The organism is Pseudomonas sp. Ps21-P2 (assembly GCF_039672565.1).
GTDB lineage: Bacteria > Pseudomonadota > Gammaproteobacteria > Pseudomonadales > Pseudomonadaceae > Aquipseudomonas.
Genome location: NZ_JBDFPL010000011.1, coordinates 96,926 through 111,361 on the forward strand (window position 1 = coordinate 96,926; position 14,436 = coordinate 111,361).

Sequence of the window (14,436 nt, forward strand, 5' to 3'; positions counted from 1 at the left end):
TCGATCAGCACACTTAAGTAACAACGCTTCAATGTTCGCCTAAAGTCTTTTCACTGCGCCACCCATGAACATCTCAATGGCTGACGCGGCCATGAGCTTGATTCGTGCCAGCGTCACCGGCTCTGGTGCAATCTGATACACCCGTTGTTCACATTCCACCGTTATGAGCGACAGCAGTTGCGATGCTCGCAATGACGCATTCTCCTCGAGCAAAATTCCGCGGCGCATTGCAGTGCTCAGCACTTCAGATAGAGCATCAACGCATTGCTGTGGCCCAGATTCATGAAAAATCTGGCCGACCTTGGAGCGCCCCGACTCGCCCACTACCATCCTATAGACCGCAAGGGCGGTAGTATCATTGGTAACTACCGTCAGGACGCCCTCGGCAAAGCGTAAAAGCAAGCATCGCAGACTTTGCACATCCTGACTGTCAGCATTCAACATCGACACCGCGCTAGACAAATGAGACATGGCATAGCACTCAACTACAGCGGCAAACAGTTCATCCTTGGAGGTGAAATAGCTGTATAGCGTCGTCTTGGAACCACCAGCTCTTCGTGCGACCTCGTTCATCGCGGCTCCCTCATAGCCCATTTCCAGAAATACGCTGGCAGCAGCATCGATGATCGCGTTGCGGCGTGATTCTGTTCTAGCCCTCATTCCTTATGACCTAAAAAAAGCATTGACAACTCCAAAAAGCCGAGAATATTATAATTCATAAGTGTACCGTACGGTACGGTACGATTTATCTGAAGATGAAGCGGCACACATCACTTTAATAGTCCTTTTCCATCTGTTTACGAAGAGCCAATACAATTATGGAAGAAATAATATTTTGCCTGCAAGGAGTCGTATTTTTTTTCCTAGCCCTCACAAACTGGCCTTCTGGATACCCTGGAAGTCCATTCCAAATCGATTACTTTGAAGAAAATGGCGATCAATAATAAATGTTGTAGTATCGAGTGCAGAGTGCATCGAGCACGGCTCCCCCTAGAGCATGGTGTACACCATCGACTTCTGGATGCCGCTGCGCATTAGTGATCTTGTGCCTGAAGGGCGGTAATCTGCTCTATTCCTTAACCTGAAGAAACAGATACGCCTCTGATTCGACGGCCTGCGTGCCCTGCATGGCCTGGATAACGCCGCGATAAAATCATCCGGTTTGGCTGCTATAGAGGTCGCGCAAGGCAAAATGGTAGAACGCGGTAATTCTGGCGAGTGCTTGATCGAGCGATCCTGGCGCCAAGTCATCGTATGATGATTTAATGGGGGTTCCGCACTGATCGATTACATCAATAATGATGCCCAGACCCTAGGACGCCAATAATGATTCGTTTAGCAGCCTTAATTCCTCTTGCCTTTTCATTGACGTCAAACGTTTCGCAGGGCGCGGAGCCTTTTTGGTGGGGGGCTGCCTCAGCTGCTTATCAGGTGGAGGGAGCTACGCGAGTGGATAATCGTGGCCCCTCCATCTGGGATGTTTACCTCGATGATCATAGCCTCGCTGGGCCGGGCGTCTCTGGTGCCACGGCAATCAATTTCTATGATCGCAGCCAGTACCTTGAAGATATCGCCATGATGAAGAAGCTCGGGTTAACGAGCTATCGCTTCTCGATTTCCTGGACTCGACTGATTCCTGACGGCTTGGGGCCAGTAAACCCGACAGCTGTCGCACACTATCGTCAATTCATTACCGATCTCAAGGCAGCGGGAATCAAACCGATGCTCACCCTCTACCACTGGGATATGCCTGCGAGCCTGTCGCGTGAAGGGGGATGGGCTAATCGCAAATCCGTGGATTGGTTCAAGAAATACGCAGACGTGGTATTTGCGAATTTCCACGACCAGGTTGACCTGTTCGTCCTGGTCAACGAGCCATCCGTTGAGCGCGCCACTCAAGAAATGGCTGAAGAACGGCTGGCCGGTAAGCCAGGGACGCTAGCGATCATTCCTGATGCGGCTCACCTAGAAAAAGCACTTAAGGTCTTCAACCACATCCTGCTTGCATCCGCTGCCGCCAAAGAAAGCTTTGCGGCGAGCGGGTATCAAGGTCGACTGGGTCTAGCGGTGCCGCTATTCCCCATGCTGACAGGTGATGGAGCGTCTGTTGAGGATAAGCGCGATGCTAAGCTCGCTGATGGGGTGTTGAATCGCTGGTTCCTTGATGCAATGTACAAAGGCCATTATCCAAAGGACGTTCTTGATCTTGCCAGCAGTAGAGGCCTCGCTATCGATGTGCAGCCGGGAGATGCGGAGCGGATCGGTGCGGCGAAATTTGACTATTTAGGCGTTAATTTCTACTCGCCGCTGTACGTTCGGCATACGGCAGGTGTCAGTGAATACAATCCCCAAATGTGGATTCCGGCCGGAGTTCGAGCAGCTTTCAATGGGGCAGTAAGACCAGACCAGTTTCGCCTTCTGCTCGATCGGATCCGCTCCGATTACGGTAACCCAACCGTATTCATCACTGAAAACGGTGCCGGCTTCCCCGACGAGGACACGCTGGTTAATGGCTCAGTGCATGATGTCAACCGATGCCGATATCTGGTTACCCACATTGACGCTATGAAGCAGGCGATTGAGGCAGGGTCAGATGTACAGGGCTACCACGTCTGGTCTAGCCACGATAACCTCGAATGGCTCAGCGGCTACGGCAGCCGGTTCGGGATGATTTACGTCGATTTCGACACACAGAAAAGAACTCCGAAAGATAGTGCGCTGCTCTATTCAAGGATTATCAAAGGGGAACAGGTTTCTGAAGCCGATTGCTCAAAGCCTTGATGGAGGGGCTTGTCGCTCGACATTCAACAGCATCTAAAATGGGGAATCGCCCCCCTGACATCATTGATTTTAGGAGAAGCACCATGCCGACTTTCCGACTGGGTAAGATCCCCGGTATCGAACACATCGTTTCGGATAACGAATCCGTCCAGAGTGAACCGTGTCCGGGAGAGATCACGGTACGGGTGTTGGCCACTTCGTTGAATCAGCATGATTACAATGTCGTGATGGGTCGATTGCCTAGTGAACCTGGCCGCGTCCTGCTTTCTGACGCATGCTGCATAGTGGAATCAGTAGGGGACGGTGTAACTCAATTCCAGGCAGGAGACCGCGTCATCAGTTGCTTCTTCCCATCTTGGAACTCAGGTCGACAAAAAGTACCTGGATTTTCTACCGTTCCAGGTGACGGCGTAGATGGTTTCGCTTGCTCTTTTGTGACCAAACCGGCCTCACATTTTGTTCATGCGCCCAGCAACCTTGATGCCTTCGGATGCGCAACGCTGACGACCGCGGCTCTTACGGCCTGGCGTGCGCTAGTGGTCGAGAATCAGGTCAAACCGGGGGACTCCGTGTTAACGCTGGGAACCGGCGGCGTATCGATATTCGCTGTGCAGTTCAGCAGGATGCTGGGCGCAACGGTTATCGGTACATCGTCAGCTGATTCTAAGCTTGAAAAGCTTCGTGCGCTGGGTGTCGGCGAGTGCGTGAACTATTCGCAGGATGAGAACTGGGGGCAGCGCGTCAGGGCTTTAAGTGGAGGGGTGGGAGTTGATCATGTCGTTGAGGTCGGCGGGCAGGGAACGTTGGCCCAGTCCATCGAAGCATCTCGTGTGGGCGGCTCTATCGCATTGATAGGCGTGCTTACAGGGATTGGTGGCTATGTTCCGTTGGCGGCGATGATGGGCAAGCAGATTCGCTTGCAGGGCATCACCGTAGCTTCCCGGCAAGATCTTGAAAACATGGTCAAGGCGATTGAGGCAAATCAACTGCAGCCAGTGATCGACACCGTATTTCCGCTTTCGGATTTACAAGGCGCTTTCAGACATATGGCGAGCGGCCAACATTTTGGGAAGATCGTGATAGACCATACGAAATAGACAATGGGTACTCGTTGAAAGTGGGCACCATCGGGTGCCTACTTTTTAGCCCTTAAGTCTCTTAACCCAAGTGGGCACGTTGCTGCTGGTGGCCGGCCAGTAGGAGTACTGCACTGACCAACCCCAGAGCCGCTGCACTGGAAAAAATGACCTCGGGATTACCAGGGATGAGATCCATACCGGCGGAAATAAACTGACCGAAGAAGATGGCCATCGACAGATAGGCAAGGTTTCGGCCGCGTAGCTGGCTGTGGCTTTGCTCAATCGTCATGTGGTTGACCAAGGGTACTGACAGTCCGAAACCCGCGCCGAGCGCGATCGCGCCCCCTAGATAAATCGACAATCCATCGCCTATAGCGAAGACGACATGGGCTACCGCGTAGCAAGCAAACGCTATGGCAATGGTGCGGTGTTCCCCAATCCTATTGACGAATCGGGGCATCATGGCGGCGGCGCCGACAGCGATCAACGATATAAATGACAGAAAATACCCGGTCTGGGCTTCATTGAGTCCGAGCTCACGCAGAGCGATTGGCAGCACGATAATGCCGGTAAAGAAGCACAGCATTGACATAACCGCAGCTGTGAACACTATCTTCAATGATTGGGGCACTGCCGCATCACGGCCGCCCTCATCGCCTCTCTCTTGCGGGCTGTGCTGTAGGCGCGGGACGAAGCAAAACAACATCGCGGCGAAAATCCAAGCGACCAGGTAGAGCACAAATGGCCAAGCCCATCCGATCGTTGCAAGCAAGCCGCCGATGAACAGGAATACAACCCCTCCCAATTCGATCGACATGCCCTGTCGGGCAATCATGGTTAGGCGTGCGGATCCGGTGTAGAGCGCGGAAATCAATCCTGTACCACTCGACATGATAACTGCGGTAGCAGCACCGAGACAGAGGCGGTCGGTGTATACAGCCCATGGGCCGTGTATTGCGGCCCCAGCCATCCCCAGCGCTCCATAGGCAATCAGCCCTGCCATCAAGGAGTTATACAGCCCAAATCGATCCACAAGCCTTCCTGCTATAGGCCCAAACAGTACTACGCCTAGCGCCGGGAGGGTCACGAGAAGGCCGACCCCGTGATCGATCCCGAGCTCTTCAGCAATTCTAGGAAGGCCAGGGACGATTACGCATCCCACCATAATTGTGAGGCATGCAATCGCAAGGAGTGTGAAGGCAGCTAAGGCTGACGGGGTGGAAGTGTGAGAAGTCATGCTTTACTCGTTCCGTATGGTGGATTATAAAACCACTGAGCGGAACATGCTCATCGCTCAAGCTTGAGCTGTCAAGCTTTAACCGCCGGATAACCTTATCGATAACGCGCTGCGGGCCGACCGTGGCATAGGGAGGTCATGGATGAAGGATGAGGTATGCTTTCGAGATGATTGCTTGGTAGGGAATTTATAGATGAGTCAAGAGAAAGAAGGGTCTGGGAAGCAAGTGATCGCCCGTGCCGCAGCGATCCTGACGGCTCTTGAAAAGTTTCCGTTCGGCGCGAGCCTCGGAGAGTTGAGCCAGGCCTGCGATCTACCTAAGACTACAGTTCATCGGATGGTCAGCTCGCTGGAAGCACAGCAACTGGTGAGCACTGATGGAAGCGGAGTGAGACTTGGGCCTGCCTTGGTGCGCTTGGCGGCGTCAGCGCACAAAGACGTAATCGGCATTGCTCGTCCTTACATCGAAGCGCTTGGGCGTAGCACCCGAGAAACGGTCGATTTATGCATCTACCGGGGTACCCATTCTGTTTTGGTTGACCAGTACGCGTCAGATCAGGAACTGCGGGTTGTTTCTGCAATAGGTACTGCGTTTCCGATTCACTGCACGGCCCACGGCAAAGCGTTGCTGGCCCAGCTAAGCGACGATGTCTTTGCGATGTTGTCGACAGGGTTTTCGTTAGAAAAACGCACTGAACAGACTCTTGTGAACATTGATGCACTGAGGGCTGACTTGGTAGTCGGTGCGAAGTCCGGATGCTTTATCGACAGGGAGGAGCATGCGCGTGGGGTGTGCGGCATAGGCCTGACACTGCGCACCGGATTCGTCGATCAGTATGCGTTGGCCTTGGCAGTACCGGCGCTCAGATTCAAAGACCATTTTGAAGAACTGAAAAATGCGCTTATTCAATGCAAATCTCAAATCGAAGCGGTGATAGGTGCTTAGCTCAGTCCTGCTCGTCCAACGCGACCAAGAGCCCTAACGCTTGCTTTAAAGGTTTGGCGCAACGCCTGTACCGCCCCTTACCAAGGGCGATACGGACATTGAGGCAGTCCCGATACGAAGTTTTTTTAGAAATTAAGCCATGTATCAACCAGCAAGGCGGCTTAAGGATCGAGGCGGCCAAGTTTGCACGTGCGCACTCCTCCACTGTCTGACTGCCCGTCATTACGGATTTCTGGGCGAACGAGATCGTTATAGGTTCCTGGCTATGCTCATCCCGTCCTACGCTGATTGCACTAGGGTGCCTTGGCGCTATGGAACAGGTTTGCACTCTCCTTTTTTCACGCCTTGAGCCGTACGGCGCCTCGTCAGGTGACCTTTGACAGGGTGTGAGAAAGCGTCCAGTATAAATCATCAATCGATGATTTATGGATGCATGAGTTGAAGGACAATATATTTTCTGACGCGCTGATAATGCCTCGCCGCACAGTTTTGGCAGGTGCAGTCAGCATCGCCTTCATGTCTGCTCTCGGCAATGTTGCTAGAGCCACCACCATTGGAGATGACGTCATGAAAAAAACGTTTCCCACCCGAATTTATGGCAACAAGAGTCTGCCAGTTCCTTACCGTAAAGCTATGCCTCCAGAGGCTCCCCGCGCCCGGTATATGGGGTTTTCCCCCGGCCAAGTCGTTCTGCCTGAGGGCTCAGTCCGACGTGCCGGTGCCAAGCCATTGCCGGTGGATATCGTTCTAGAGCGCGACGTCGCGGTGAAGATGCGCGACGGCGTGACGATGTATGTGGATGTGTTCCGTCCCGCAAAGAGTGGGAAGTACCCTGCGCTGATCTCGTGGAGCCCTTATGGAAAGCAGCTAGGAGGCCAATGGTTGGACGACATTCACGGCCGTGCTGGAGTGCCGCTGGAGTGGGTGTCGGAGCTACAGAAATTTGAAGGTGCCGATCCGGCTTTCTGGGTTGAGCAGGGATATGTAGTGTTGAACCCAGACCCCCGGGGTGCCTACAATTCTGAGGGTAATATCTCCTACTGGGGGCGTCAGCTTGCAGAGGACGGATATGACTTCATCGAATGGTGTGCCGAGCAGCCGTGGTGTTCGGGGAAGGTCGGCATGGCTGGCAATTCCTGGTTGGCCGTTTCGCAATGGTTCATCGCGGCGGAGAAACCTCCACATCTGGCCGCAATCGCTCCCTGGGAAGGTTTCAGTGATCATTTCCGTGAAACTGGAAACCGTGGTGGTATCCCAGCCCCCGCGTTTCCTGAAGCAATCATCCAGACCTTCGCTGGTAAGAACTACATTGAAGATCAACCCAGGATGATCATTGAGCAGCAGTTGATGAGCCCTTACTGGGAGGACAAGAAGGCACGGCTCGAACGAATTCAGGTGCCCACTTATGTTGTAGCCAGCTATACAAACGCTGCTCACACACATGGAAGCTTCGAAGGGTTCCGCAAGCTGGGTTCGAAAGATAAATGGCTGCGAGTCAACAACACCAATGAGTGGCTCGACTTCTATACGCCAAAGTATGAGCAGGAATTGCTGAAGTTCTTCGATCATTACCTCAAGGGTGAGGCCAATGGATGGCAGGACACCCCTAGAGTCCGCATTTGCGTCCTGGATCCGAGCGGCACCGATGTGGTTGACAGGGTGGAAGATGCCTGGCCTCCCACGCGCGTTGAAGCCAAAAGCCTCTACTTAAATGATTCAAATGGCTTGATTGAGGAAAAGCCTCCACATGAGGGTAAAACGACCTATCAGGTTGCGCCCAAAGGCAGCGTCCATTTCACCTATCGGTTCGATCAGGATGTAGAGCTTATCGGCTACATGAAGCTTCGTCTGTGGGTCGAGGCTGAGGGCGCAAACGACATGGAGCTGTCAGTCACGGTCGAGAAGCGCGATTCGGAAGGTAATCCATACAATCGCGAGCTCGGTGAAGGCATGGTGGGCCCAGTGGCGGCAACCGGCCTACTGCGCGTATCCCAACGAGAGCTTGATAGCGCTAACTCGACTCATTTCGAACCGTACCTGAAGCATGAGCGTGAGCAATTGCTGAAGCCTGGGGAGGTCGTCCCTGTCGAAATTGGGATCTGGCCAATGGCGATGCGGTACAAGCGGGGGGAGGAGCTATACCTGACCATCAGCGCTCACCAGCCAATGGACACCCGGTTCGATATGGGCTTCGGGGCGGTGCCCATTGAGGTAGCACAGGACAGTTTCACCTACGATCCTAAGCAGAAGGTCGCGGTGCGTTCCTATGGTGGAAAAGCTGACACCTCGCCGAAAGCTATTGGGGAACAGCGGGTTCCGACGCCCGTCTCATGCAATCAGGGTCGCCATGTCATCCACATGGGCGGCCAGTATGATAGCCACCTGTTGATCCCTTTGGTTACCATTTGATCGAGCCGTGGCCAGTTGAGCCTCAATTGGCCACGGCTTCAAAGACGTATCGCACTAGCTTCCTCCCATATTAGGAAATTCGTTGAACGAGACATTGCCAGTCAAACCGGCACGCGGTCGGCGCCGCAGCGGCGAGCCAAGCGGTAGAGAGGCACTGCTACGATCAGCGCTTCAGTCCTTTTCCAAGTACGGCTATGAAGGCGTTTCGCTAAGAGCCCTGGCGTCTGACGCAGGAGTTGACATGGCCCTCGTTGGCCGGATTTTTGGCTCCAAAGCGAATTTATGGAACGCGGTTGTCGAGCACCTTGCTGAAAGACAACTGCACCATCTGGAACAACTAAGGCTTTTGGCCGTTCAGGTGGATAGCCATCCTAGGGATGCAATCATCGGATTTATTCGTTTGTTTGCTGACATTTCATATGAAATGCCCGAGTTCCCAGCATTTCTCATTCAAGAAGCCAGCAACCCTGGAGACCGATTAACTAAGCTGAGCGTCGAGCTTGTCGGGCCCTTCAGCGTCTCTTCAAAACCGATCATTGCCAAGGCTCAAGCGGCAGGCGTGATTGTCGCCCCGAATGAACGCCTCTTCTTCGGGATGCTGACTTCCGCTGTGTCATTGCCAATGGTGGCACCCAGCGTGTTCTGTGGCAAAAAAAAACTGACTTTGAAGCTGAAAAAAGAAATCGCCGAGCAAGCCATCGCAATGTTTGTACAGGCGTTGCCTGCGTAGCCACTGCCTACGAAGCGCCGTTTTCGAGGATCTGGTGGCGGAGAGGGTAAATTATCGCCCTTGGGGGGGGGAACAGTGCGCAAATCCTCAGGCGCATCTATTTGACTTCTAGCCCAGCTCTCGAATTTTGCTCGGCTTTAAGAATGTGTTAGTGACGCTGATTGATATGCTGGAACTTGGAACCAGCAAACCTATGGCCTGCTGGCACTTGATTCATGGGAGTTTCAGGTTTTGAAGCGGGCTACCATCTGATTCAAGTTAACTGCCAACTGCGACAGTTCGTTACTGGCGATCAAGGTCTGCTGCGTGCCCTCGCTGCTCTGGAGTGAAAGATTGCGGATGCTTATCAATGCGCGATCCACTTCGCGAGCCACGTGGGCCTGCTCTTCAGAAGCTGTGGCGTAAGCGTCCGGCCAAGTCATCTACCCAGCCCCGCAAAGCCAAGACATGGTGTGCACTTAAATTTAAGTGGGCACCAGTTCTAGCCTTTTAAGCGGGTATTTCATGCAGCCAACACGCCGTTCCTACTCCAAGTCCTTCAAAGCCCAAGTCATTCAAGAGTGTGCCCAGCCCGGTGCTTCGATTGCCAGCGTCGCACTCAGCCATAACCTCAATGCAAATCTCGTCCACAAATGGATTCGGCTGCAAGCGCAGAAAAGCACAGCGCTGCAACCTGCCTTTATTCCGTTGCCCGTGTCGCTGGCTGGGGCGAAATCCCACCTGTCATCATCGAACATCTGCGTTGAAATACAGCACCCGCGAGGCACCGTCAAAGTGAACTGGCCCACTGAAAATGCTGCTGCCTGCGCGACCTTTCTTCGAGACCTTTTGCGATGATTCGCATCGACGCCATCTGGCTCGCCACCGAGCCGATGGACATGCGCGCCGGTACCGAGACGGCATTGGCCAAGGTGATCGCGGTGTTCGGTGCGGCGCAGCCGCACTGTGCTTATCTGTTCGCCAACCGCCGCGCCAATCGCATGAAAGTGCTGGTACATGACGGCTTCGGGATATGGTTGGCGGCGCGCCGGTTAAACCAAGGCAAGTTCCACTGGCCTTGCATTCGCCATGGTTCTGAAATGGAACTGGATCCCGAGCAACTTCAGGCATTGGTGCTGGGTCTGCCATGGCAGCGCGCAGGTTCTAGAGGCTCGATCACACTGCTTTAACGGCTGCCATTAGCCTATCGGTTTATCGCCGCGAAGCGCCTGCTCTGGCAAAATCCGGCGCATGACTTCTTCTCCCAATCTCGACCAAATGTCCCCCGACCAACTGCGTGCTTTGGCAGCGCAGTTGCTGTCGCAAGTCGACACGATGGGCAAGAAAATCACCCGTGATCAAACAGTCATCGAGAAACTGACCTTCGAGATCGCCCAGCTCAAGCGTTTGAAGTTTGCCAAACGCAGCGAGCACATGAATCCCGAGCAAGCCAGTTTGCTCGATGACCTGATCGATACCGATATCGCAGCGATTGAAGCAGAGCTTCAGGCCTTGCAAACAATGCCAGCGGCGACCGAGAAAAAGCAGAAGCCCAAGCGCACTGCATTACCGGCTGAGTTTCCACGCACGCTGATCCATCACGAACCTGACAACACTCACTGTTCATGTGGCTGTGCCCTCAAGCGCATCGGCGAGGACGTCAGCGAGAAGCTGGACTACACGCCAGGCGTATTTACCGTTGAACGCCATGTACGTGGCAAATGGGTTTGCGACGACGGCGAAACGCTGATCCAGGCTCCGGTTCCGGCACAGATTATTGATAAGGGCATCCCAACCGCCGGCCTGCTGGCCCACGTCATGATCGCCAAGTTTGCTGACCATCTGCCGCTTTATCGTCAGGAATCGATCTTTGGTCGAGCGGGCTTGGCGATTCCACGCTCAACCCTGGCTCAATGGGTGGGTGTGACTGGTGTTCAGTTGCAGCCGCTGGTCGATGCGCTGCGCGACGTGGTGTTCGGGCAGCAGGTTATTCATGCTGATGAAACTCCAGTACAGATGCTCATGCCAGGAACGAAGAAGACTCACCGTTCCTACGTGTGGGCCTACGCCACCAGCCAGTTTTCGGACGTGGCAGCGGTGGTTTATGACTTCAGCCCCAGCCGCGCCGGAGAGCATGCTCGCAACTTCCTGCAAGACTGGAGGGGCAAGCTGGTCTGCGATGATTTTGGCGGTTACAAAGCCAGCTTCGAACTTGGCGTGACCGAGATTGGCTGCATGGCCCATGCACGGCGCAAATTCTTCGAACTGCACGCTACGAATAAAAGCACGCTTGCAGAGCAAGCCCTGCGTTATATCCAGTTGCTGTACGAAATCGAAAGTGAAGTCCGCGACCTGGAACCGGATTTACGGCGTCGAATACGGCAAGAAAAGGCCGTCCCTATAATGAACATGCTGCACGCCTGGATGAGCGCCCAGCGCGATCTTGTGCCCGAAGGCTCAGCCATCAGCAAAGCACTCGATTACAGCTTGAAACGCTGGGCAGCGCTGTCGCGCTACCTCGATGACGGGGCTGTACCCATAGACAAAAACTGGGCGGAAAACCAGATACGACCATGGGCTCTTGGGCGTAAGAACTGGCTCTTTGCAGGATCGTTACGCAGCGGCAAACGAGCGGCAGCGATCATGAGTTTGATCCAGTCTGCGCGCCTGAATGGCCATGATCCGTATGCATATCTGAAGGATGTTCTTACGCGGCTGCCGACGCAGCGGGCGAGTGAAATCGATCAGTTGCTGCCGCATAAGTGGCGACCGATTTAATCACGCAAGGCGTGATGCCCGGACGCTTACTTTTTTTCCACATCGGCAACATTTTGGAAGCGATTTTTCCTACTCTGCTTGTGCCGTGACCTTATCTGACAATCAGTGGGCTATATCGCGGTTTAAATCATCAATCCCCAGCGATCTGCCAATGTCGTAGTCATGAGCGATTCTCAACGTCAGCGGTTTGCGGGGTTTTGGCGTCTCGAAAGTGGATATGACAGTCAATGCTTCGTGGTAAATGGCTGCATCGAACCATTCCTTACGCCCGCCAGCTCCATATGGTACTGCTGGTGGCTCTTTTCTCGCCCAATCAAACAGGCGCTTCAGGTAGCTTTCGGCCGCTAGAGCGCTCGCCTTGTCGTGAAAGGAAAAGCTAATGCTGCGGTCAAGGTCGAACTCGCATTCGAAGGCTAGGGCACGCTGTATCCAGTCACCTGAATAGCCGATTTTGATGCTCGAACTGGCTAAATGAAGAAGCATATACACCCGATAAAGCGGAACGTTTACTGGCGCATAGACTTGCGTTGGAACCTTTACACCGTATCGTTTGAGCAGGGTTGAAACGTAGATCCGCTCACCCGGATATTTTTCGGTGTACCTAGAAGCGCTCCTGGTAACCTTCTCAGCCCCAATTTTTCCAGCCAAGTAGAGCAGGCGGCGAGCGTCCATTTCGTTCCCAATATGGACCCCGTAATGGTCTGCGGGTAAGCCGGCTACAAACGGACACGACTCATTCATGACGGCTTTCATTCTGCGTTTCCTTTAACTGTCTTCCTACGTATCAGCTCAGTACTCTTCACACCGTGCGGAAGTATTCGATCAGTTCTTGTGCGCTAGGGCAGGCGGGATGCGCAGAGGCATTTTCAATAGTAAAGCCCCAGTACTTAGTAACCTTTGTGGCAAATGCCACCTTGCTGCCAGGGCCGCGCTTACCGCGTTCCGCTGCGACCTGTTTGAGCCGCTCCCAAGGTTTATCTGGAGTAGCTTCAGGGTTAGACTCATGAAAGTCGTCCGTACCCAACCAAGCATTCATCGCCACGCTATCGGCCAGATACCAGGCCTCCAGTGCCTTCACGGCGATGAAGGCAAGTGGATACGCTGATGCGCCACCCGCTCACGCACCGTCGCTACCTGAGCCTCGTCCTCCAGATCAGTCAGCACGAAGATCCGCTCTGCACCGGCAGTATCCAGCCGGGCGATGAAGGCATTGATGTTCTGCGGTAACAGGTTGCCACCGCCCTTAGCATCGACCACTGGAGTGATCAGCTCGTAACCACAGGCGCGTAGCAGCTCCCTGAACATTGGCGATTCGACCACGATCCTTTCGCTGGCCCCTTCTACAATAAAGCCTGCCTTCACCATGGCAGCCCCCCGTCAAACAGATTGCTTAGCCAGGCGGTATCCAGCGGGATTTGCTTCTTGTCCACACAGGCACTGGTCGCTGTCTGCACCTGGGTTTTGCCGTCCGCCTTGCTGACGAAATACAACTCCGGCGTTTCCAGACTTCTGACGATCGACTCGCTGTGGGTGGTCAGAAAAATCGGATGATCGACCGAGGCGCTTTCCCTCATCAGTTGCACCAGCTCACCAATCGCCTTTGGGTGAATACCGCGCTCGGGCTCTTCGATGATTGTGATACCACTCTTGTGGGCGCGGCTGAGCACAGCAGTGAGAATGCACAGCACAAAGATGGTGCCGTCTGACACCAGCTTGGCCGGGAACGAGTTTTCGTGCTGGTTTCTTTAAAGGTAATTACCGTAGAACCATCAAGGCGCTGCTGCTCGGTGGAGACGTTCTCCATGCCAGGCACGATCAGCTCCAGCCACTCCAGCACTTGTTCGCGAAAGTCCGCATCTCTCTGCAGTACCGATAGCATGGACGCAACATTCTTACCGTGGGCGTCCAGCTCACTAGTATCGGTGGTCGAGCTGGATGGTTCCTTGGCCGCCAGCGGATCGAAACGGAACACTTTAATGTTAGCCAAAAAAACATACAGCGGGCTTTGCCCCAGCAGCATCAGTGCGGTCATATCCTTAGGGTAATCCGGCAGACTCTGCAAACCGTCCGCCTCGGTGAGTTGCAACTTGGTATCGTTGCCTCGACGGTCGATCACTAGGCGGCCATCGACCTTTAGCGTCTCAGCAATCTGCGGTGCCTTGTTCAAGGAATGGATACTGATGGTGTAGTCGTACAGACTCCCGGCCAGCTCCAGAACCATCGAGAAGCTGATCGTCGTGCGCTGCTCCTTGCGATACTTGAAGCAATGGATCTGTGAAAAACCGCCAAACTGCGTACGGGCCTGTAGCGCGCCGAATTTGACCACCGCACCGAGAAAAGCCAGTGCATCGACGATGTTGCTCTTCCCAGAGCCGTTGGCCCCAGCGAACACCAGCAGTGGCGATACGTCCTGCAGCACCAAATTGGCCACGCTCTTGTAGCCCTTGATATGCAATTTGCGGATATTCATTAGGTTTCCTATGGTGCATCTGGATCA

The 14,436-nt window shown here is 54.0% G+C and carries 15 protein-coding genes and 1 pseudogene; 8 read left to right on the forward strand and 8 right to left on the reverse strand.

The features are described from left to right. Nucleotides 1-39: 39 nt before the first annotated feature. On the reverse strand, nucleotides 40-660 hold the full coding sequence (locus ABEH28_RS24570; protein WP_065987510.1) for a TetR/AcrR family transcriptional regulator: 621 nt from the start codon (nucleotides 658-660) through the stop codon (nucleotides 40-42). A gap of 666 nt (nucleotides 661-1,326) precedes the next feature. On the opposite strand from ABEH28_RS24570, the gene ABEH28_RS24575 reads away from it, so the two are divergent. Next, nucleotides 1,327-2,781 carry a family 1 glycosylhydrolase gene (locus ABEH28_RS24575; protein ID WP_346631330.1) on the forward strand — a complete coding sequence of 485 codons (1,455 nt, stop codon included), beginning with the start codon at nucleotides 1,327-1,329 and terminating at the stop codon, nucleotides 2,779-2,781. A gap of 83 nt (nucleotides 2,782-2,864) precedes the next feature. Next, nucleotides 2,865-3,878, forward strand: coding sequence for an NAD(P)-dependent alcohol dehydrogenase (locus ABEH28_RS24580; RefSeq protein WP_065987511.1), 1,014 nt, complete (start codon nucleotides 2,865-2,867; stop codon nucleotides 3,876-3,878). 61 nt (nucleotides 3,879-3,939) lie between these two features. On the opposite strand, the gene ABEH28_RS24585 is transcribed toward ABEH28_RS24580, so the two are convergent. Further along, nucleotides 3,940-5,097: an MFS transporter gene (locus tag ABEH28_RS24585; RefSeq protein ID WP_346631331.1), complete on the reverse strand. Its 1,158-nt coding sequence runs from the start codon at nucleotides 5,095-5,097 to the stop codon at nucleotides 3,940-3,942. Nucleotides 5,098-5,290: 193 nt separating this feature from the next. Between ABEH28_RS24585 and ABEH28_RS24590 the strand changes: the two genes are divergently transcribed. From ABEH28_RS24590 to ABEH28_RS24600, 3 genes are all read left to right on the forward strand, one after another. After that, nucleotides 5,291-6,043 (forward strand): IclR family transcriptional regulator, encoded by a 753-nt coding sequence (locus tag ABEH28_RS24590; RefSeq protein WP_065986030.1) that lies wholly within the window; start codon nucleotides 5,291-5,293, stop codon nucleotides 6,041-6,043. Between the two features lie 429 nt (nucleotides 6,044-6,472). After that, on the forward strand, nucleotides 6,473-8,452 hold the full coding sequence (locus ABEH28_RS24595) for a CocE/NonD family hydrolase (protein WP_208600721.1): 1,980 nt from the start codon (nucleotides 6,473-6,475) through the stop codon (nucleotides 8,450-8,452). Nucleotides 8,453-8,546: 94 nt separating this feature from the next. After that, nucleotides 8,547-9,182 (forward strand): TetR family transcriptional regulator, encoded by a 636-nt coding sequence (locus ABEH28_RS24600; RefSeq protein ID WP_279615245.1) that lies wholly within the window; start codon nucleotides 8,547-8,549, stop codon nucleotides 9,180-9,182. Nucleotides 9,183-9,406: 224 nt separating this feature from the next. On the opposite strand, the pseudogene ABEH28_RS24605 reads toward ABEH28_RS24600, so the two are convergent. Then, nucleotides 9,407-9,583, reverse strand: a pseudogene (locus ABEH28_RS24605) (methyl-accepting chemotaxis protein); the annotation flags it as partial. A gap of 103 nt (nucleotides 9,584-9,686) precedes the next feature. Here ABEH28_RS24605 and ABEH28_RS24610 point away from each other — a divergent pair. From ABEH28_RS24610 to ABEH28_RS24620, 3 genes are all read left to right on the forward strand, one after another. Continuing rightward, a complete protein-coding gene (locus tag ABEH28_RS24610; protein WP_197983943.1) occupies nucleotides 9,687-10,019 on the forward strand; it encodes a transposase in 333 nt (110 codons plus the stop codon). Then, nucleotides 10,016-10,351, forward strand: coding sequence for an IS66 family insertion sequence element accessory protein TnpB (gene tnpB, locus ABEH28_RS24615; protein ID WP_192173336.1), 336 nt, complete (start codon nucleotides 10,016-10,018; stop codon nucleotides 10,349-10,351). The genes ABEH28_RS24610 and tnpB overlap by 4 nt, the downstream gene beginning before the upstream one ends. Before the next feature lie 61 nt (nucleotides 10,352-10,412). Next, the gene (locus tag ABEH28_RS24620; protein WP_346631332.1) at nucleotides 10,413-11,939 is read left to right on the forward strand and encodes an IS66 family transposase; all 1,527 of its coding nucleotides are present in this window, start codon (nucleotides 10,413-10,415) and stop codon (nucleotides 11,937-11,939) included. A 102-nt stretch (nucleotides 11,940-12,041) separates the two neighbouring features. On the opposite strand, the gene ABEH28_RS24625 is transcribed toward ABEH28_RS24620, so the two are convergent. The 5 genes from ABEH28_RS24625 to ABEH28_RS24645 are packed head-to-tail and all read right to left on the reverse strand — an operon-like array spanning nucleotide 12,042 to nucleotide 14,409. Further along, on the reverse strand, nucleotides 12,042-12,692 hold the full coding sequence (locus ABEH28_RS24625; protein ID WP_065986026.1) for a hypothetical protein: 651 nt from the start codon (nucleotides 12,690-12,692) through the stop codon (nucleotides 12,042-12,044). A gap of 46 nt (nucleotides 12,693-12,738) precedes the next feature. Beyond that, nucleotides 12,739-13,017: a DUF4276 family protein gene (locus ABEH28_RS24630; RefSeq protein ID WP_244160272.1), complete on the reverse strand. Its 279-nt coding sequence runs from the start codon at nucleotides 13,015-13,017 to the stop codon at nucleotides 12,739-12,741. Continuing rightward, nucleotides 13,014-13,304 carry a hypothetical protein gene (locus ABEH28_RS24635; protein WP_346631333.1) on the reverse strand — a complete coding sequence of 97 codons (291 nt, stop codon included), beginning with the start codon at nucleotides 13,302-13,304 and terminating at the stop codon, nucleotides 13,014-13,016. The genes ABEH28_RS24630 and ABEH28_RS24635 overlap by 4 nt, the downstream gene beginning before the upstream one ends. Beyond that, nucleotides 13,298-13,627, reverse strand: a complete 330-nt coding sequence (locus tag ABEH28_RS24640) for an AAA family ATPase (protein WP_346631334.1) — start codon at nucleotides 13,625-13,627, stop codon at nucleotides 13,298-13,300. Before ABEH28_RS24640 ends, ABEH28_RS24635 begins: the two co-directional genes overlap by 7 nt. Further along, nucleotides 13,513-14,409 (reverse strand): AAA family ATPase, encoded by an 897-nt coding sequence (locus ABEH28_RS24645; protein ID WP_346631335.1) that lies wholly within the window; start codon nucleotides 14,407-14,409, stop codon nucleotides 13,513-13,515. The genes ABEH28_RS24640 and ABEH28_RS24645 overlap by 115 nt, the downstream gene beginning before the upstream one ends. Nucleotides 14,410-14,436 lie beyond the last annotated feature (27 nt).

Bases quoted from the DNA above. Each gene is read 5' to 3' on its own strand.
- ABEH28_RS24570 (WP_065987510.1), bottom strand. From the start codon at position 660: ATGAGGGCTAGAACAGAATCACGCCGCAACGCGATCATCGATGCTGCT.
- ABEH28_RS24575 (WP_346631330.1), top strand. From the start codon at position 1,327: ATGATTCGTTTAGCAGCCTTAATTCCTCTTGCCTTTTCATTGACGTCA.
- ABEH28_RS24580 (WP_065987511.1), top strand. From the start codon at position 2,865: ATGCCGACTTTCCGACTGGGTAAGATCCCCGGTATCGAACACATCGTT.
- ABEH28_RS24585 (WP_346631331.1), bottom strand. From the start codon at position 5,097: ATGACTTCTCACACTTCCACCCCGTCAGCCTTAGCTGCCTTCACACTC.
- ABEH28_RS24590 (WP_065986030.1), top strand. From the start codon at position 5,291: ATGAGTCAAGAGAAAGAAGGGTCTGGGAAGCAAGTGATCGCCCGTGCC.
- ABEH28_RS24595 (WP_208600721.1), top strand. From the start codon at position 6,473: ATGCATGAGTTGAAGGACAATATATTTTCTGACGCGCTGATAATGCCT.
- ABEH28_RS24610 (WP_197983943.1), top strand. From the start codon at position 9,687: ATGCAGCCAACACGCCGTTCCTACTCCAAGTCCTTCAAAGCCCAAGTC.
- tnpB (WP_192173336.1), top strand. From the start codon at position 10,016: ATGATTCGCATCGACGCCATCTGGCTCGCCACCGAGCCGATGGACATG.
- ABEH28_RS24620 (WP_346631332.1), top strand. From the start codon at position 10,413: ATGACTTCTTCTCCCAATCTCGACCAAATGTCCCCCGACCAACTGCGT.
- ABEH28_RS24625 (WP_065986026.1), bottom strand. From the start codon at position 12,692: ATGAAAGCCGTCATGAATGAGTCGTGTCCGTTTGTAGCCGGCTTACCC.
- ABEH28_RS24635 (WP_346631333.1), bottom strand. From the start codon at position 13,304: ATGGTGAAGGCAGGCTTTATTGTAGAAGGGGCCAGCGAAAGGATCGTG.
- ABEH28_RS24645 (WP_346631335.1), bottom strand. From the start codon at position 14,409: ATGAATATCCGCAAATTGCATATCAAGGGCTACAAGAGCGTGGCCAAT.